This window comes from Echinicola jeungdonensis, assembly GCF_030409905.1.
GTDB classification, from domain to species: domain Bacteria; phylum Bacteroidota; class Bacteroidia; order Cytophagales; family Cyclobacteriaceae; genus Echinicola; species Echinicola jeungdonensis.
This window is the reverse complement of sequence record NZ_JAUFQT010000001.1, coordinates 553,370-572,500: the sequence shown is the minus strand read 5'-3', so window position 1 is coordinate 572,500 and position 19,131 is coordinate 553,370. Positions and strand designations below refer to the sequence as shown.

The 19,131-nt window shown below is 40.7% G+C and carries 17 protein-coding genes (1 of these 17 running past the window's edge); 13 read left to right on the top strand and 4 right to left on the bottom strand.

Features of this window, described 5'->3' with window-relative positions; all coding sequences use genetic code 11:
* The 5 genes in view from QWY93_RS02340 to QWY93_RS02320 are tightly spaced (at most 13 nt apart) and all read left to right on the top strand, a layout consistent with a single transcriptional unit that may run on beyond the window.
* Positions 1–505, top strand: the 3' portion of a protein-coding gene (locus QWY93_RS02340; RefSeq protein ID WP_290246587.1) for a dihydroorotase. 737 nt of this gene lie to the left of the window's left edge; 505 of the gene's 1,242 nt are visible here — the last part of the coding sequence; its start codon lies beyond the left edge, outside the window; its stop codon occupies positions 503–505.
* Entirely contained in the window at positions 498–1,010 is a 513-nt protein-coding gene (locus tag QWY93_RS02335; RefSeq protein WP_290246586.1) for a DUF4199 domain-containing protein, read from the top strand. The genes QWY93_RS02340 and QWY93_RS02335 overlap by 8 nt, the downstream gene beginning before the upstream one ends.
* A gap of 8 nt (positions 1,011–1,018) precedes the next feature.
* A complete protein-coding gene (locus QWY93_RS02330; protein ID WP_290246585.1) occupies positions 1,019–1,561 on the top strand; it encodes a DUF4199 domain-containing protein in 543 nt (180 codons plus the stop codon).
* Between the two features lie 13 nt (positions 1,562–1,574).
* Positions 1,575–2,537, top strand: coding sequence for a glycosyltransferase family 2 protein (locus QWY93_RS02325; protein WP_290246583.1), 963 nt, complete (start codon positions 1,575–1,577; stop codon positions 2,535–2,537).
* Complete coding sequence (locus QWY93_RS02320; RefSeq protein WP_290246582.1) at positions 2,537–3,505, top strand: glycosyltransferase family 2 protein; 969 nt, start codon at positions 2,537–2,539, stop codon at positions 3,503–3,505. The genes QWY93_RS02325 and QWY93_RS02320 overlap by 1 nt, the downstream gene beginning before the upstream one ends.
* Before the next feature lie 171 nt (positions 3,506–3,676).
* Here QWY93_RS02320 and QWY93_RS02315 read toward each other — a convergent pair whose 3' ends face one another.
* Positions 3,677–4,441 (bottom strand): class I SAM-dependent methyltransferase, encoded by a 765-nt coding sequence (locus QWY93_RS02315; RefSeq protein WP_290246581.1) that lies wholly within the window; start codon positions 4,439–4,441, stop codon positions 3,677–3,679.
* Positions 4,442–4,631: 190 nt separating this feature from the next.
* Between QWY93_RS02315 and QWY93_RS02310 the strand changes: the two genes are divergently transcribed.
* The 3 genes from QWY93_RS02310 to QWY93_RS02300 are packed head-to-tail and all read left to right on the top strand — an operon-like array spanning position 4,632 to position 8,838.
* Positions 4,632–6,011, top strand: a complete 1,380-nt coding sequence (locus tag QWY93_RS02310; RefSeq protein ID WP_290246580.1) for an efflux RND transporter periplasmic adaptor subunit — start codon at positions 4,632–4,634, stop codon at positions 6,009–6,011.
* A 9-nt stretch (positions 6,012–6,020) separates the two neighbouring features.
* Complete coding sequence (locus QWY93_RS02305; protein WP_290246579.1) at positions 6,021–7,358, top strand: ABC transporter permease; 1,338 nt, start codon at positions 6,021–6,023, stop codon at positions 7,356–7,358.
* Positions 7,351–8,838: a TolC family protein gene (locus tag QWY93_RS02300; RefSeq protein ID WP_290246578.1), complete on the top strand. Its 1,488-nt coding sequence runs from the start codon at positions 7,351–7,353 to the stop codon at positions 8,836–8,838. Before QWY93_RS02305 ends, QWY93_RS02300 begins: the two co-directional genes overlap by 8 nt.
* A 243-nt stretch (positions 8,839–9,081) precedes the next feature.
* Here QWY93_RS02300 and fabG read toward each other — a convergent pair whose 3' ends face one another.
* Positions 9,082–9,828, bottom strand: coding sequence for a 3-oxoacyl-[acyl-carrier-protein] reductase (gene fabG / locus QWY93_RS02295; protein ID WP_290246577.1), 747 nt, complete (start codon positions 9,826–9,828; stop codon positions 9,082–9,084).
* A gap of 239 nt (positions 9,829–10,067) precedes the next feature.
* Here fabG and lpdA point away from each other — a divergent pair, with 239 nt between their 5' ends.
* The 5 genes from lpdA (at position 10,068) to QWY93_RS02270 (ending at position 14,877) form a co-directional block, all read left to right on the top strand.
* Complete coding sequence (gene lpdA / locus QWY93_RS02290; RefSeq protein ID WP_290246576.1) at positions 10,068–11,465, top strand: dihydrolipoyl dehydrogenase; 1,398 nt, start codon at positions 10,068–10,070, stop codon at positions 11,463–11,465.
* Positions 11,466–11,560: 95 nt separating this feature from the next.
* Complete coding sequence (locus tag QWY93_RS02285) at positions 11,561–12,094, top strand: RNA polymerase sigma factor (protein WP_290246575.1); 534 nt, start codon at positions 11,561–11,563, stop codon at positions 12,092–12,094.
* Positions 12,094–12,909, top strand: coding sequence for an anti-sigma factor (locus QWY93_RS02280; protein WP_290246574.1), 816 nt, complete (start codon positions 12,094–12,096; stop codon positions 12,907–12,909). Before QWY93_RS02285 ends, QWY93_RS02280 begins: the two co-directional genes overlap by 1 nt.
* A 102-nt stretch (positions 12,910–13,011) precedes the next feature.
* A complete protein-coding gene (locus tag QWY93_RS02275) occupies positions 13,012–13,467 on the top strand; it encodes a DUF2721 domain-containing protein (RefSeq protein WP_290246573.1) in 456 nt (151 codons plus the stop codon).
* A 147-nt stretch (positions 13,468–13,614) separates the two neighbouring features.
* A complete protein-coding gene (locus QWY93_RS02270; RefSeq protein WP_290246572.1) occupies positions 13,615–14,877 on the top strand; it encodes a replication-associated recombination protein A in 1,263 nt (420 codons plus the stop codon).
* Positions 14,878–15,114: 237 nt separating this feature from the next.
* Here QWY93_RS02270 and QWY93_RS02265 read toward each other — a convergent pair whose 3' ends face one another.
* Together QWY93_RS02265 and QWY93_RS02260 are read right to left on the bottom strand one after the other, a co-directional pair.
* On the bottom strand, positions 15,115–16,467 hold the full coding sequence (locus QWY93_RS02265) for a transposase (RefSeq protein ID WP_290246189.1): 1,353 nt from the start codon (positions 16,465–16,467) through the stop codon (positions 15,115–15,117).
* Positions 16,468–16,677: 210 nt separating this feature from the next.
* The gene (locus QWY93_RS02260) at positions 16,678–19,125 is read right to left on the bottom strand and encodes an OmpA family protein (protein WP_290246571.1); all 2,448 of its coding nucleotides are present in this window, start codon (positions 19,123–19,125) and stop codon (positions 16,678–16,680) included.
* Positions 19,126–19,131: the final 6 nt, after the last annotated feature.

Sequence of the window (19,131 nt, the reverse complement as noted above, 5' to 3'; positions counted from 1 at the left end):
TCAGGTAACTGCCGATGTTAGCCTTTATCAATTATTGTTTTTGGATGAGGATTTGTTTGACTTTGATACGAATTTAAAGGTTAATCCTCCCTTTAGGGGTAAAAAAGAAAGGGCTGCTTTGATCGATGGATTGAAAGATGGAACCATAGATGCTTTGGTCTCCAATCATATTCCTCAGGATTGGGATTCCAAACATATGGAGTTTGACCTGGCATCTTTTGGGATGGCTGGATTGCAAGCTTTTTTACCAGGAATGGTAAAGTTGGAGGAGGAATTAGGCTGGCCGCTCCTCGTGGAAAAAATCACTGAAGGCCCTTCCAAAGTATTAAGGCAAAAAGAGACTAAGTTAGATTCCCTGACCATTTTTGATCCCAATGAAGAATGGGACTTTGATAGGCATACGAACAAATCTCTATCCTTTAATTCTCCTTATTTTAATCAAACCTTAAAAGGAAAAGTAAAAGTTGTGATCAGTGAGGGCAAAATAGAGGAAATCAATGATTAAATATTTCAAGCATTCCTATTTATTTGGCTTGGTAGGGGCAGCCTTGTGTTTATTGGCTTTTTGGGTTTTTCATTGGGTAGACCTTGATCCTGTAGATTTTACCTTGTTTTTTGCCTGTATGATTACCCCAATTTTTGTTTTTGTGGGGATAAAAAACTTTAGGGATACTCAAAATGGGCAGGAATTAGTTTTTGCCCAAGGTATGACCGTAGGTTTCGTGATTTATGGGCTTATTGCAGTGTTGGCATCATTGGGGGTATGGTCTTTTTTGCATATGGACTCCTCTATTTTTATGGAATATAGGACAACAAAGCTTGAATGGTTGAAAAACCAGGAAAGTTATATTTCAGAAAATGTTAGCCCAAAAGCTTTTGAGGATACCTGGGCAGAAAGTGAAAAAATGAGCATTGGAGATATTGCCCTGGATATCTTTTTGAAAATATTTATGTTGGAATTGTTTTTTACCATCATTATTTCCATAATTTTAAAACGAACTAAAAAATAAATTTTCCTATGGAAACCTATGAATCTCCTTCCAGGGCAGCCCTAAGAACCGGCTTGATCATAGGCTTGATCATGGCAGCGGTAACCTTTGTGGTTTATTTTGCCAACCCCACTTGGCTTGTGTCCGGTTGGTATGGTTTTATAGCCTTAGTGGTGTTTTTTGCATTGATCCTTTATTTTGGATTTCAATACAGAAAATTTATTGGAGGGTATATAGATTTTGGTTCTGCCTTTCAGTTTTCTTTTATCACCCTGATCTTTACTGGTATTATTTCCATTTTTTTCAATATTCTGCTTTATAACGTTATCGACCCAAGCCTTCCGGAGGTATTGGCTGAACAACAATTGGAAAATGCCATGGTAATGATAGAGAAGTTTGGGGCTGCTGATACGATGGATTCCGAACAGATTGATCAAATGAGAGAGGGTTTTTTAGAGGGGTTTTCGGTCTGGGGACAAATTAAATCCTTTGGATTGGCATTGATTATTTATGCAATTCTAGCTTTGATACTGGGGGCTATCATTAAAAAGAAAGAAAAAACAAATAGTTAATATTAAACCTTAAATGATTCAAATTTCCGTAATTATTCCTGTATTTAATGAGGAAGAATCCCTTCCCGAACTCATCGAATGGATAAGCCGGGTCATGCAAGAAAATGGCTATAATTATGAGGTGATTTTTATTAATGATGGAAGTTCGGATCGTTCTTGGGATGTGATCAAAAAATTGTCCAAAGAAAATGGACATATAAAAGGAGTAGGGTTTAGTAGAAATTACGGTAAATCAGCTGCATTGGATATTGGTTTTGTAAAGGCCAAAGGGGAAGTGGTCATTACCATGGATGCAGACCTTCAAGATAGCCCTGATGAAATTCCGGGATTGTACCAAATGGTCAAGGAAAATGACTATGATGTGGTTTCTGGATGGAAAAAGAAAAGGTTTGACCCTATTACCAAAACCATACCCTCCAGGTTATTTAACGGTGTCACCAGAAAAATTTCCGGAATCCAACTCCATGATTTCAATTGTGGTTTAAAAGCCTATAAAAATAAGGTCGTTAAACAAATCCATATTTATGGGGAAATGCACAGATATATCCCTTTGATTGCTAAATGGAATGGCTTTACCAAAATTGGGGAGAAAGTTGTAGAACATCGTGCCAGAAAATTTGGTGTAACCAAGTTCGGAATTGAGCGCTTTATCAATGGCTTTCTGGACCTGATATCGGTTTCTTTTGTAAACCGCTATAAAAAGAAACCCATGCACTTTTTTGGAACATTGGGTTCGCTTTCTTTTTTATCTGGATTTTTGATCACCGTATGGTTGGTTTTTGAAAAGATTTATGCCCTGAAAAATGGTCTTTATGTAAGGGAAATTACCGATCAACCTTTGTTTTTTATGGCCATTGTAGCACTGATTGTTGGGGTTCAATTGTTCCTGACAGGATTTATGGCTGAAATGATGATTTCCAGTAAGTCGGAAGGAAATGATTACAATATTGAGGAGGAGTTAAATCTCGAGTCCTGATGTATTTTTCCATTATCATTCCTGTATATAATCGCCCTGATGAAATAAAGGAATTATTGGAGAGCCTTTCCAGGCAAGTCTATCAAAATTTTGAGGTAATCATTGTGGAAGATGGATCCAAAATATCCTGCCGGGAGGAGGTGGAATCCTTTGAGCCCCAAATGCAAATTAGGTATTTTTACCAGGAAAATTCCGGACAGGGATTTGCCAGAAACTATGGGATGGAAAAAGCAAAAGGGGATTATTTTGTGTTTTTTGATTCTGACTGCCTGATTCCTGAAAACTACCTCAAAATTTTAAATCAAGCCATTTTAGAGTTTAACTTGGATGCCCATGGGGGACCCGATGAGGCTTCCGGTGAATTTTCGGCTTTTCAAAAAGCCATCAATTTCAGTATGACTTCATTTTTAACTACCGGGGGCATAAGGGGCAAGGTGGCCGATCCTTCCAAATACCAAGCTAGAGGCTATAATATGGGTTTTTCGCGTGAAGTTTATAATGCTACCCAAGGGTTTAGAGATGCCAATCAGGGAGAGGATATAGAATTAAGTATCCGGATTAAGAAATTGGGATTTAAGTTGCATCTGGTACGGGAAGCATTTGTTTACCATAAAAGGAGAAATGATTTAAAGTCTTTTGTTAATCAAGGCTTTTCATTTGGAGTTAATAGGGTAAATGTCAACCATTATCACCCTGGATCCATTCAAGCTATTCATTGGATGCCTGCCATGTTTTTATTAGGGGCATTGTCAGTGATTTTGGCTTACTTTATTTGTTACCCTTACTTTTTTGCCGGAGCAATGATTTATGGGATTTGGACCTTGGGAGTCTTGGTTTCATCCAGCTTGGAAAATAAATCTTTATGTGTGGGGATTTTATCTATTGCCACTTCTTATGGACAATTATTGGCTTACGGAGCTGGACTTTTATGGGCCAAGGGTAAGGCTCTTGTTTTAAGTACAAAATAAAACTTCTTCCATGTTAAAAGTGATGTTTTGAATGGGATCAGCGGAAACAAAGTTCAAGATATGATGCACAAGACCTACTGAATACCGAGGAATCAATACTCCCTATTATAACCTAAATTCCCCTTCCCTTAAAGTGATTTTTTGTTTTTTCTCCCGAAATTTAATTTGGCATCAATTCCCTTTGGTGCAAAAGAAAATGATTTCTTTTTCCGGCAGGCCGTATTTTTGGATATGGTCTAAGGGGAGGTTTTTGACATAATTGTTTTCTTCCACATTTAAACCAGAAGTGCTTAACCTTTTTGCATAATCCTTCCCATATTTTCGGACATGGTCCCTCTGGCCAAACAATTTTTCCCTTTCTGCTGGATCAGTGATGCTTTTATCCTCTAAAGTTTCCGGGATGTCATAAACCGGAGATTGTACTATTCCCCAGCCGTTTTTTTTCATTACCCTATTGATCTCCCGGCATGCTTGGATGTCATCATCTACATGCTCCATAACATGGTTACAAAAAACTACATCGAAAGTATTGTCCTCAAAAGGGATTTGGTGAACATCCATTTTGACTTTGGCCAATGGTGATTCTATGTCTCCAGTGATGTATTCCAGGTTATCCAACTTTTCAAACCGGTCAATAAAACAGAATTCGGGAGCGATATGGAGGACTTTTTTGGGTTTGGTAAAAAAGTCAGTTTTCTCCCGGAGAAAAAGCCAAATCAATCGATGCCTTTCTAATGCCAGGCATTGGGGACAAAGGGCATTTTCTCTGGCTTTCCTCCCATAAGGCAAAAATTTTTTGAATTGACTATGGCAAATGGTGCATTCAACCCGATCCCCTTTATAAAAAACAGCCAATATCCATAGAAAAAAATGGCTTATTTGTTGTAATAAACTCCTTGGTATATAGCGGATTACAAAACTAATAATGCTTTTCATATTGAGGATCCCGGTTTTTGATGCCGCAATTTAACAATTCTTCGCTCAGTTTTAACAAACATTAATTAATCCTTTAGTTTGAAGTTTTATTTTAATGGCTATATTTGGGTTTCGCTGGAAAGGAAGTTTGTATATATACGTTTAATTTTGTCTTGTAAAATAAAATAATGCCGATCAAGAGGTTTTAAAAATGAAAAAGAATTTACTATTTGTCGTGGCGGGAAGTATAGTAGCTGTGTTGGTACTGTACTTTATTTTTTCTCCCACAGCATCCGGAGATGGTGTTGACATCCTGGTTCCTGTAAAAAAAGGAGAATTTACGGTTGAAATAGCTACAACCGGGGAATTAAAGGCCCTAAGGTCTGTTCAGGTCACTGGGCCCAACAGAGCCAGGGAATTCAGGGTTTACCAAATGACCATAGAAAAAATTGTGGATGAAGGGACGGTGGTGGAAGAAGGAGGTTTTATTGCTTCCTTGGACAAGTCTGAACTTTATGGAAGGATTAGCGATGCCCAGAATAATTTGGATTCTGAGATGGCTCAGTATGAGCAAGCCAAATTGGATACTGCACTTACACTTCGGCAAGAAAGGGACAATATCCTTAATTTGGAGTACAATGTGGAGCAAAAAAAGTTGGTGCTGGAGCAGTCTCAATATGAGCCGCCGGCCACCATCAAGCAAAATGAATATGACCTTGAAAAAGCAAAAAGGGACCTGGATCAAGCCAGGGAAAATTATAAAATCAAATACAACCAGGCATTAGCCAAAATGGCTGAAAGAACGGCCAGGCTTAGAAAAGAGGAGCGGGAATTTAAGCAAATGCAAGACTTGTTGGATGAGTTTACCATTACGGCCCCTCAAGATGGAATGGTGATTTATGAAACCCAACGGAATGGGCAAAAGGTTACAACAGGTTCTCAGATCAGTTCCTGGAATCCAGTGGTGGCTACCTTGCCTGATTTAACCGAAATGCAAAGTATTACCTATGTCAATGAGGTTGAAATCCGAAAGGTAAAAGTAGGTCAGGAAGTTGAAATCGGCTTGGATGCTTTCCCGGAGAAAAAATTCACAGGAAAAGTCACCAGGGTGGCTAATGTGGGGCAGGAACGTCCAAATTCTGATGCCAAAGTTTTTGAAGTGACTATTTTGATCCATGAAAGTGACCCGGTGATGCGTCCAGCCATGACCACCAGCAATACCATAATAGCCCAACAAATTGATGAAGCACTTTTTGTTCCCCTGGAAGCAGTCCATGTGGAAAATGACAGTATCAATTATGTATACCTCAATAATGGGGTGAAGCAGGAGGTTAAATTAGGCCTTTCCAATTACGATGAAGTGATCGTTGATATGGGCTTGGAAGAAGGAGATAAAGTTTATTTGTCCATTCCCGATTGGAGTGAAAAAGACCAGTCCATTAAACTCCTGGAAGCCCTTAATGGCAAGAGAAATGAAAAGCCAGAAGAGGAAACCCAAAGGGATGAAGAGGAAGAGAAACCAAAAAGAAGGGACTCTAGACAAGGAAGAGGACCGGGGCAAGGCCCAAGGGAAAACAGTCCGGGAAATTAATATTTAGTTATGTTTGGATCAAGGCTAATTGCCAATTTCTACATTGCCTTTGAAGCGGTGGTAGCTAACCGGCTACGTTCTTTATTGACAGCTCTTGGGATCATTTTTGGGGTGGCTGCAGTAATTGCCATGATGGCCATCGGAAATGGGGCGCAAAAGGAGATCATGGAGCAAATAAAATTGGTGGGTGTCAATAACATCATAGTAGAACCAATTGTAGAGCAGGTAGAAGAGGAAGTGGATGAAAACTTGGGAGCCAGCTTAGGGGAGGAAAAGAGTAAATTTTCCCCCGGTTTGAGAATGTTGGATGTTGAAGCTGTCAGGGATGTTATTCCAGGTATCCAAAGAATCAGCCCAGAGGTTATTTTAGATACCCATATTGTGAAAAGCGGACTTCGCCGTTCAGCAAAATTGGTAGGAGTGATGCCCTCTTACTTTGATGTGACCAATTTTAAACTGCGGGAAGGCAACATGTTTTCTGATACCAACCTTATCAATGGAGACCCGGTATGTATTATTGGCCGTGGTGTACAAACCAAATTTTTCAGTAAGGAAAATGCCATTGGAAAGCGGATCAAATGCGGTAACCAATGGATGGAGGTGATCGGAGTGTTGGAAGAAAAGATAGTTTCCGATAATAGCATTGCCAAGTTGGGAATACGGGATTATAACATGGATGTATATATTCCTATTCAGACCATGTTGGTCCGTTATAAAAACCGTCAAAAGGTGACTTCAGGTAGTTTGATGAGGGGAGATAATAATAATGGTAACTCCTCTGGCGGGGCAAAGAACTACCATCAAATTGACAAATTGGTGGTGCAGGTAAAAGAAAGTAACCTGCTTAACCCCACTGCGGATATTCTTTCCAGGTTGTTGGAAAGGAAACATTACAATGTGGTGGATTTTGAAATTACCATTCCCGAATTGCTACTAAAGCAACAGCAGAGGACCCAAAATATTTTTAACATCGTCCTAGGGGCTATTGCAGGAATTTCCTTGCTGGTAGGAGGTATAGGCATTATGAATATTATGCTGGCTTCTGTGATGGAAAGGATTAAGGAAATAGGATTGAGACTTTCCCTTGGGGCTAAGAAATCTGATATCGTCCACCAATTTCTGTTTGAAGCCATGATGATAAGTGTTTCAGGTGGTGTCATTGGGGTAATACTGGGAATTGTTTTAGCTAGCATGGTTTCCAGATTTGGGGATTTTCCGACCATAGTAACCATTTCTTCCATATTAGTTTCATTTAGCGTGGCTGCTACCGTTGGATTAATTTTTGGAATAACTCCGGCCAAAAGGGCTGCGAGTCAAGACCCTATAACTTCTTTAAGATATGAATAAATCATTATTGAGATTAGTATTAATTTTCACTGTTTTTAGTGTTCATTTAGGAGCATTTGGGCAACAAAAAATCAGGTATTCCTTACAGGATATCATTGCCCGTGCCAAGTCGGTATCACCGGCAGCCCTAAGTGCTCAAACCAGGAAAGAAAACAATTACTGGCAATACAGATTTTATAAATCTAATTATAACCCTCAGCTGGGATTGAATGGGACCATTCCAAGTTATTCCCAATCCGTAACCGCTGTTACACAGCCAGACGGTACGATTGAGTACAGACAGGTAGAGCAAAACCTGGTGGATATGGAATTGGGACTCCAACAGCAAATTACAGCTACTGGAGGGACTATTTCCGTCAATAGTTCTACCAGCAGGTTTGATAACTTCCTGGCCCAAGAGGGAGAAAATGGTACCCGTTGGAGTGGGGTTCCCGTAAATGTAAGGTTGTCCCAGCCTATTTTTGCTTTCAATCCATTGAAGTGGGACCGGAAAATAGAGCCCCTGAGGTACGAGGAAAGCAAGAAAAGTTATGTGGAAGAAATGGAGCAGATCAGCCAAAGGGCTACCCAGTTGTTTTTTAATTACCTTTTGGCACAAATTCGGTTTGACATAGCCTCCCAAAACAAAAGTAATACGGAGGAGATCTATAAAATAGAAAAAGGAAGGTACAATATCGGAACCACAACGGAGGACCAATTGCTTCAGGTAGAGCTTCGGGTGCTTCAGGCAGAGCAGGATTTGGCTTCAGCAAGATTGGACCTGGAATCCTCTTCCCTCGAATTGAAATCATTCATTGGCTTGAATGAAAGTGCAGAATTTGAGCTGGTATTGCCCGATGATATTCCGGAGTTTAAAGTAGATGTTGACAAAGCTATTGATTTGGCCTTTGAAAACAGGTCTGATGCCGTGGCTTTTAAAAGAAGGAAATTGGAAGCCGAAGCAGAAGTTGCCCGTGCTAAGGGGCAAAGGTTTAATATGAACCTAAATGCCAGCTACGGTTACAATAATGCTGGGTTTAACTGGGCCAATATATATGATAACCCAAATCAACAAGCCGTAGTTAATTTAAGGATTAGCGTACCACTTTTGGATTGGGGAAGAAACAAGGCCAGGATGGGTATTGCCGAAGCCAATCAGGAGCTTGTCAACTATACACTTGAGCAGGAAATCGTCACTTTTGAACAGGAGATCTTTACCAAAGTAAAAAATTTCCAGCAATTAAAGGACAGGATTATGATCAGTGAAAAGGCGGATGAAGTTGCTGCAAAAAGATATGAGATTTCCCGTCAAAGGTACTTGAGTGGTAAGGTAAATATTACAGACTTGAATATAGCCCAGACAGAGAAAGACTCTAACAGGGAAAGGTATATCAGTTCTTTAAGGGAATATTGGGCTGCTTATTATGAGCTGAGACAGTTGACCCTTTATGATTTTGAAAACGATAATTTGCTTTATGATCCGGATTTGGAGGAAAAATAATGAACTATCTCATAAGTGAAAATCACTAAACACCCCCCCAAGGAAAATTCTGTCTGTATTTAGATAGGTGTTGGTGATTCGATATTAGGGATTCGATGATTTGCCCTGATAAGGCAGGTCGAATCCCTATTATCAAATCCCTATTATTCAAAGGCAAGAATAAAATTTTGCTTGTCAATTGTGTGAAACACTTTTGAGTACAGCCTCTTTTTATCTTTACTCTTGATTCTTTACTCTCAAAAATTAAGTTAGCATAGCGCCATCTACCTGAAGCACTTGCCCGGAAACATAAGTACTCATGTCAGAGCCTAAGAATACGCAGGCATCAGCCACTTCCTCAGGTTGGCCCCCTCTTTTCATTGGGATGGCATCCCTCCAGCCTTGAACGGTTTTTTCGTCAAGAACATCAGTCATTTCTGTTTCAATAAACCCTGGAGCTACTGCATTACTTCGGATGCCTCTGGAACCCAGTTCCAAAGCTACGGATTTGGTGAAACCAATGATTCCAGCTTTAGAGGCCGCATAATTGGCTTGACCAGCATTTCCTTTTACCCCCACTACAGAGGTGATATTGATGATGGATCCGGACTTTTGTTTCATCAAGGTTCTTGTTGCTGCTTTTACGGTGTTGAAGCAGGATTTAAGGTTGACATTGATCACCTCGTCCCAGGATGCTTCATTCATTCTCATCAAAAGGTTGTCCCGGGTAATTCCTGCATTATTGATCAAAATATCCAGTGAACCGAATTCTTTGACTACATCAGCGACCAAAGCTTCAGCAGCGGCAAAGTCAGACGCATCTGAACGGAAACCTTTGGCTTTGACGCCAAAATCAGCCAGTTCTTTTTCCAAGGCTTGCCCTTTTTCTACACTGGACAAAAAAGTAAAGGCTACATTAGCCCCTTCCTGAGCATACTTTAGGGCAATGGCCCTGCCAATTCCTTTAGATGCCCCAGTGATTAGGGCGGTTTTTCCTGTTAGTAATCCCATATTTGTTTTTAAAGTTTAAATCGGTTAAAGGGTCAAAAATAGGTAATTATTCCAAAATTCTTGCCGAAGAGGGCAAAGGATTGACAGGAGTCTTTATGCTTCCTTGGATTTTTGCCAAAAGATTTAAAATCTTTGAAATAAGGCTTTAAATGGCGATCTAATTGGAAGCCAAATTTTTTTCTGAGCGTATTTATTATAAATTTGCGGGGGATAAAAAAGCTATTTAAAATATACAACATATGTCTTCAACAAAATTTGATGTTATTGTAGTAGGTAGTGGTCCAGGTGGTTATGTGGCTGCCATTCGAGCCTCTCAACTTGGATTGAAAACCGCTGTCGTAGAAGCTGCCGAACTAGGCGGTATTTGTTTGAACTGGGGTTGTATCCCTACCAAAGCCTTGTTGAAAAGTGCACAGGTTTTTGAATATATCAACCACGCAGAAGATTATGGGATTTCTGTGAAAGATCCCAAGGCTGATTTTGGTGGCATGGTAAAAAGAAGCAGGGGGGTAGCCGAAGGTATGAGCAAAGGCATCCAATTCCTGTTTAAAAAGAATAAAATCGAACAACTTTTAGGCTGGGGTAAAGTAAAGCCAGGAAAAAAAGTTGAAGTTGAAGATAAAGAAGGTAAGAAAACCACCTATTCTGCAGATAACATTATCATTGCAACTGGTGCCCGTTCCAGAGAACTTCCTTCCTTTAAAATTGATAATGAAAAAATCATTGGTTACCGTAAAGCCATGACCCTCGACAAGCAGCCTAAGAAAATGGTTGTTGTAGGTTCTGGGGCTATCGGTGTTGAGTTTGCCTATTTCTATGCTGCTATTGGTACTGAGGTAACTATCGTAGAATTTATGGATAGGATTGTACCAAACGAAGATGAGGAAGTTTCCAAGTCTTTGGAAAAAATCTATAAAAAGGCCGGCATGAACATCATGACCAGCACTGAGGTAACTGCTGTGGATACCAAAGGTGATGGCTGCAAGGTAACGGTGAAAAACAAAAAAGGTGAAGAGACCTTGGATTGCGACATTGTCCTTTCTGCAGCAGGTGTTGTAGCCAATGTGGAAAATTGTGGACTTGAGGATGTTGGAATTTTGGTGGACAAAGGCAAGATCCAGGTGGATGAATATTATAAAACCAATATGCCAGGTTACTATGCCATAGGTGATGTGATTCCAGGTCCTGCTTTGGCCCACGTGGCATCTGCTGAAGGTATTATCTGCGTGGAAAAAATCGCAGGCCAAAAACCAGAGCCTTTGGATTATAATAATATTCCAGGTTGTACCTATTGTATTCCAGAAATAGCCTCTGTTGGTTATACTGAAGCCAAGGCCAAGGAAGAAGGATATGAAGTGAAAGTGGGTAAATTCCCATTCTCTGCATCTGGTAAAGCCTCTGCCGCTGGCGCCAAAGATGGTTTTGTGAAATTGATCTTTGATGCCAAATATGGGGAGCTTCTAGGTGGTCATATGATCGGTTCCAATGTGACAGAGATGATTGCTGAAATCGTTGCAATCAGAAAACTGGAAACCACAGGTCATGAATTGATCAAGACTGTCCACCCACACCCAACCATGTCAGAAGCCGTGATGGAAGCTGCCGCTGCAGCTTATGATGAGGTGATTCATTTGTAATTTAAAAGAACTTGTTTTAATATTATAATCACAAGGCTGGAATCGGCCTTGTGTTTTCTTTTTTTTGCCTATACACCAAAATATAATCGCAACTTTTGAAACAAGAACAACTAATAGCAGGAATAAAAGCCAATGACCGGCAGTCCATTGAGTATTTGTATGAAAATTATTCAAGGGCTTTGTTTGCGGTGATTTCCAGGATTATTGCTGACAAGGATATTGCAGAGGAAGTTTTTCATGATGCATTTGTCAAAATTGTTAAGCGAATTGAGGGATACGACGAGTCAAAAGGAAAAATTTATACCTGGATGGCCAATGTTTGCAGGAATGCTGCCATTGATAAGACCCGGTCAAAGGAATTTTCCCAGAAACGAAAGACCAATACCATAGATCATTACGTATATGGCTTGGAAGGTCAGCCCAATACCAAAGAAACTGTGGATGGAATTGGGGTCAAAGAACTCATGGGCAAACTCAATGATGAGCAGCGGTTTGTTGTAGAATGTGTTTATTTTAAAGGGTTTACTCATTCGGAAATATCCGAAGAATTTGATATCCCATTGGGAACGGTGAAATCCAGGATTCGAGCTGCCTTGAATGTATTAAAAAGAAATTTAGATCATATTTAGTGGATACTCAATCTTATATAGCGTCAGGAAAGTTGGAACTTTTTGTGCTGGGAGAACTCAGCCAGGAGGAGAGGGAAGAGGTGCTTGAAATGGCCGGAAAGCACCCTGAAATCAAAAGGGAGTTGGAGGAGATTCAGGAGGCCATGTTTGCTTTTGACAAAAATAGTGGCCCAAGTCCTTCTTCAGAGGTGAAAGGTAAAATATTCGATACCCTGCTTGGGGATGCTGAAAGTAAAAGTGAAACCAAGCCTGTTGACAAGGTTACACCTGAAATCCCCGTTGCAAAATGGAAAGCCTTTGCTGTGGCTGCCACTGTTGCCGCCATTATAGCTACTGCTTTCGCAATTTATTTTGCGGTCCAGTATAACGAGGTGGATGAAAAATTCACCTCCCTTATGGAGGAAAGAAATGTTCTCAGTGAAAAATTGCAGGTAAATGAGACTAAATTCCAGCAAACCCATGAACAGCTTGAGACATTGTTGGGAGGTGATTTTCGTAGGATACCATTGAGTGGATCGTCTTTGGATGTACAGAAAGATGCCCGGGTTGATGTATTCTGGGAACAGCAATCCCAGGAGGTATTTGTAAATGTTAATAAGCTTGCCCAATTGGAAGATGAATTCGATTATCAATTATGGGCGATTGGGGATGAAGGTCCAGTGGGGATTGGCCTAGTGAAAATCGAGGAGGGGATTTCCCTTCAGCAAATGGAATCCGTTGCCAATGCGGGTGCATTTGCAATTACCATTGAGCCCAAGGGAGGAAGTGAAACCCCGACACTTGAAAAAATGGTGGTCATTGGAGAAAATGTTTAATTTACTTGAATAAAAAAGGAATATTAACCCCGTCAAATCAGTTTGCGGGGTTTTTATTTTGCTTAAAATTAATCAATTTGGGTAATAACAAATTGGAAGGATATGGAACTGGAATTATCAACACCAGCCTTGCTTTTTTCTGCCATCACGTTGTTGATGTTGGCATATACCAATAGATTTCTGGCTATTGCCAGTTTAATTCGGGGTTTGCATGACCGACACCTGGAGCGGCCCGATGAAACTCTTATTGTGGAACAGCTCAGAAATTTGAGGAGAAGAGTGTTTATGATCAAAAGCATGCAGATTTTTGGTGTGTTAAGTTTTTTATTATGTGTAGTTTGTATGTTTTTGATTTATCAGGAATTTAAAATGGCAGCTAATATCACTTTTATGTTAAGCATGATTGCCCTTTTGATTTCTCTATTTATCTCACTTTTAGAAATCAACCTTTCTACAAAAGCCTTAAAAATAGAATTGGGAGATTTGGATGAAATGCTAAAAAAATCAGAAGGTGGGCCTTTGGATTTCATGTTTAAAAAAGACCCCAAAGATGAATAGGTCCATATGGATTCTTTAAAATAGGGTATTACCTTTTAATTGATTGGATTCCTCCCGTTCAAACTCTACTTTTGAGCGGAAGATTATGGAAAGTATGTTAAAACCAAGTCTTTCCATTTTTAATGCATAAATTAAAGCTGGCTAACCATGAATCAAACTCCCCTTGCTGAGCGAATGCGGCCTACCCGTCTTGAAGACCTGATCGGCCAATCCCATTTGACTGCTCCCACTACTTTTTTATACCGGGCTATCAAATCGGGCAGTGTGCCCTCTTTGATCCTCTGGGGGCCTCCCGGGGTGGGAAAAACCACCATCGCCAATATCATCGCCAATGAGGTGAAAGCACCTTTCTATACCTTAAGTGCTATCAGTGCAGGGGTGAAAGATATCCGGCAGGTAATTGAAAAAGCGAGGTTCCAACAGGGAGTGGTTTTGTTTATTGATGAGATCCATCGCTTTAATAAATCCCAACAGGATGCCCTATTAGGGGCGGTGGAAAAAGGGATGATAAGGTTGATAGGTGCTACTACAGAAAATCCATCATTTGAGGTCAATGCAGCTTTGCTTTCCCGTTGCCAGGTATTTACCCTCAATGCCCTGGAAAGAGCAGACTTGGAAACCATGGTGAAACAGGCATTGGAAAAGGATACCTTATTAAAAAATAAGCAAGTGGAATTGAAGGAAACGGAGGCCTTGCTGCGCCTTTCAGGGGGAGATGGTAGAAAGCTTTTGAACTTATTGGAAATTGTCATCGATGCAATAGAGGATGACCCCATTGTTATCACCAATGACCTGGTGACGGATATTGCCCAGCAGAGAGTGGCCATATATGACAAATCAGGGGAACAGCATTATGATATTATTTCCGCCTTTATCAAGTCTATCCGGGGCTCTGATCCCAATGCAGCAGTCTATTGGTTGGCCAGGATGATAGAAGGGGGGGAGGATGTGAAATTTATAGCCCGCCGATTGGTGATTTTGGCATCAGAGGATATTGGCAATGCAAATCCTAATGCCCTGCTATTGGCTACCCAATGTTTCGAAGCCGTAAAGATTATAGGTTACCCTGAAGCAAGAATTATTTTGTCCCAATGTGTTACCTATCTGGCCAGCTCTGCAAAAAGCAATGCCAGTTATATAGCCATCAATCAAGCCCAATCAATTGTAAAACAAGAAGGGGATCTTCCGGTGCCTTTTCATTTGAGAAATGCGCCCACCAAATTGATGAAAGACCTTAATTATGGGAAAGATTATAAGTATTCCCATGATTACCCCAACAATTTTGTGGAACAGGAATATATGCCTGATAAGTTAAAAGGGGTCAAGCTATTTGAGCCTGGTCAAAATGCAAGAGAAGGGGATTTAAGAAAAAACCTTCAAAGGCTTTGGGGGAAAAAGTATGGCTATTAGCTCACCTAAAGGAAGCTTATATCATTTATTTAGGCCTCTTTGGGAAATAGACATAATTAACCTTTTAGTGACTTAACTAAAAGGTTAATTTGTTTTTAGGGTACTTTGAAGTAAAATTCAGAGTACAATTTGTGTAAGGAAAAGTACAATTACTGAATTGAAGGGGTTGATTTTTGGGGTGGTTTTGACAATTGGACACACCTGTCCTGTAATCCTTCTTTCCGGCGGTAGTTTTTGTCAAGCAGCTTTGTTGATGGGCGGGGATTCCTGTTGGTTTCTTCGTTTGGCAACTGCTACGGCGTTGGCTGCCATAATGCCGAACAGCACGGCCAGCTTTTCCCTTTTATCTCCCTTTACTCGTATTTTAACCAGTCCATAGTGGTTTTTATGGTTGCCGAAAGCCCCTTCCATTGCCGTTGCCCTTTGTTTGGAGACTTCAGCACTCAGAATCTTTTCGGCTTTGTTGTGCGGTTTGGGGCCTTTTTTGGGGAAGCCGGTGAATATGTCTTTGGAGGTACAATACTTTCTGTTGGCATTGGTGGCATAAATCCGGTCGGCACCCAGCTGGGAAGTCTGTCCGAAAATCCGGGTATGTTTTACCGTGGATATTTTCAACCGGGTACATTCATTGAAGTTGTTGAAGTCCAGTTTATCGATAAATGATAGCCCGCCTGTCTGAAGGATATGGGCTTTCATACCGAACTCCACAGGTTTGTTTTCCTTTCCCCGGACGATCGGCCGGAGATAAGGTTTATGGAGGGAAACGATGCGGTCCTTAAGTTCGGAGGGAGGATTTTCCAACAAAAACTGCTGCTGGACCAAGACTTTTTTGATGGTCTTCAGACAGGCAAAGTCATTTGGTTTAAGCCCCGCCCCTTGATAAAAGTCTAGGATCTCTTGTAACTGGCCAAGTCCTTTTTCCAACAGGAAGACCAGGGATTTTTTCCTTTTGAGGGTTTCCTTAAAGGATTTGCGTCTTTTACGGAAGTAGCCAAGCTGTTTGGCCTTCTGCTCCCTGTATTTTGACCGGGGCCTTTTTATGCCCAATTGTTTACATTTTTTGAACAGTTGCTTTTCAAACACCCACTGGCAGCATTCCCAGAGTAGTTTGGGGTCGGTGGGGAAACGGACATAACTTTCATAACAGGTGGCATCCATTAATAAGACGTGGCTGTTGTCCACATCCTGTTTCCAGTGATCCATTAGTACCTCTTGGATCTGTTCCCAGTGGCAATGTTCCTCGATGTAGGCCCTGATCCGTGTCATAATGGTAAGGTCCCGGATCTGTTGGTCTGCTGCCAATACTTTCCCGCAGAAATACTGAAGGCTCCAGTCGGTATTGAAACGCTCTATCAATTGGCGGTCTGAGGTATTCAGGTAGGCTTTCAAAAACATCAGGGCAAACATGCCCTTGGCACCGAACCACCTTGGGGCACCAGGCCCCTGCAGCTTTTCAGGAACAAGGCTCGAAAGCTTTTCCCATGGCAGGCTGTCATGGATCTGGCCAAGCAAGGAATTCTTGAAAAAGTGATACTTTGGAGAGTATCCGTCAAAGTCTTTGAAAATAGGGAGCTGTATGGTATCTTTCATAGTATTTTTGTCTGCAAACAAAAAATACGAAAAAGAAAACCCCGGAAAAAGCCCTTTTGGACGATTTTCGGGGTTTTTGAGTTATTTTTTCGCAACCCTGTTTATTAAGAGTCAGTGATTTAGCTAATTAACAAGAAGCCCTATTTAGTTCAGAGCAAAAAGGCTTCGGTGAAATTTTGAATGTAAAAATTCTTATTTCAACATTCCTCATTATAAATTAATCTTTACCTCCACCCTGCGATCTTTCGGGTTGGCTCCTTTTTGAGGGCCCCTTATTATTTTGCCTCCTGATTCGGTTTGGATTTGGGAAGGGGAAATTCCCAATTCCTGAATTAAATATTCCATTAAATGGTCAACCCTTTCCTGTATCAATTTTAGGTTATAGGATAAGCTGCCTGTATTATCAGCATAACCGGTTAAAAATATATGCTTATCAGGATATTGGTTGATGTATTCTGCTATTGGATTAAGTTTTTCCAATTCTTTTTGGGAGGGATCGGATTGGTTAATATCAAAGTAGATATCAACAGTAGATGGGATGGTGATACTTTTTCCCGGAACTTCCAAATACACCGTATCCCGAGTGTTTATTGATTCAGGGGGAATAAGGGTTTTTTCCCTAGAAACTAAGGTGTCCGTGGAAATGGTGTCCAAGGCTGCATTATCAAGGCTGTCTTTTTTTATTGGTTCCTTTTTTTCTTTATTATCAAAAATCTGTGCAAGGTTAAGTCCCAAATTTGAAAGCCCAAAAATGGTGGCTGCCCTGTTACTGTTTTCATAATCTCGAGGGGAATCTTCTTGGATTTCCTGGGAGGGTAATTTGGAAATGTCAAGTGAGGTTTCCCTGTCTCTGGAAGCTGACTGACTTTCAGTCCTGGAACTGGACCGGTTGCCCCGGTCTGAAGAACGTCCACTAAATAACCGGATAGGAAACCTGGACTTTTTTTCATCATCCTCTTCCGTTTCAACAACCTCTTCGGAGAATTCCTCAGGTTCCAGGCTTTCACTTTGGACTTGAAGTCCTATCAAAACCTGCAAAAGAGAATCTGTTTTGGATGACCTTGGAGGTTCCTGAATTTCACTGTAAGTCATAAGATTTTGGCTTGGCCGGTATTCCTTGGGAGTTGGGGAAGGGGGAAGGCTATCAGGTGTAATGGCCATTTTTGAAGAAGGTGGTTCAAATAAACCCCTGTTCCAGATTATTGTGCTGTCTTGTGTAATTGGAAGGATATTGGTAACCCATTGGAATTCATGAAGAATTGAGAGGCTGTCTAATCCACTTTTTGTTGATGCTAAAATTTGTTTTTTTTGTTCCAATGCTCCAATGCGAAATTCCACTGCATTGGCCTTTTGGGACAGGCTGTCAATTTTTTTCTGGCTATTTGATTTTAGATCGTTGATGGTTTCCAGACGTTCTTTCTTAACGCTTCCGGAAAGCAAGGTGTCCTGCTGAATTTGTGAACTGCTGAGTTCATATCGTTGTAAACTGTTTTCTTCCGCCAACATGCTTTCATTTATCCGGTCTAAATTTCGTTTTTGTTCCAGAATAGATAAATCGATTTGAAGGGTGTCCAGACGGTATTTGAGGTTTTCTAAGGTTGATATTGAGGGCCAATTAATAAAGGTATAATTGAAATTATTGGTCTGTTCCCGGACGGACTTTTCTTCCAAACTGTCGATTTCGGCTTTAGGAGTGGTTTTTGCTAGAGACGTGGAAGGATAAGAGTTTTTCCTTGAAGAAACTGAGGAAGCATTAAAGGTTTTTTTGTTGGGAGAAAAATTGATTTTTAATCCAGCTCCATGGTAGATATACCAATCATTGGCCCCATCCCGGTTCCCCCGGAAAGGAGCAGAGGGATCAATGGTATTGGTGCCGGGGTGAGCTGCATAGGCTTGGAAATCATTTTCATACTCTTCACGGTAAGTTTCGCTTACATCATCCAGATAATCTGTAAATGCATGTTTAAATTCACTTTGGACAAATAATTCAAGGTTATTGCTTAGCTTAAACCTTATTCCCAAGCCCAACTGTGAGTACAAATTATCCAGTTCATACCCCCCCGGCCTTTCTGTATTTAATTGGGGGAGGGAAGTTTCATAGGTTCCATCAGGAATTAAATTGATTTGGCTATAGTCGTACTGATTTCCCTGTGCATCCAAAAGGTCTCCTTTGACATCAAACCAAAGACCTCCAAAACCCAATGTCAAATAAGGGGCGATAAATGCATTTCTGCTAAGCAATTTGTCATTGTCAGTTTTGAAGACCAGCGACAAACCTGCATCCCAAAGGGTAGTTTGGAAATTTAGGGCCCTGTCGAAATGGGGGCTTTCCATCAATAGATTCCCTCCGGGATCCATGTAACGGTCTGACATGGCAAATTGGTAACGGCCTATTTGCAGCATCAAGCCAGTGGTATTGGTCAACCGGGTTTCTAAACTCAACTGACCGGACCAATCATTCCTGTAATTTTTATTCCATTGATAAAGTTTGAAAAAATCATCCCAATCATCCCAACCCTGGATAGTATGGGGGGTTAGGTCTCCATAATAATTGGTATACCCCCCGCTAAAGCCAATCCTCCATTTGTAATTTTGCAATTGGGCATTGGCCAGGGGAGATATGATCAGAAAAAGCAATATGAGCCAAATTCTTTTCATCACCAT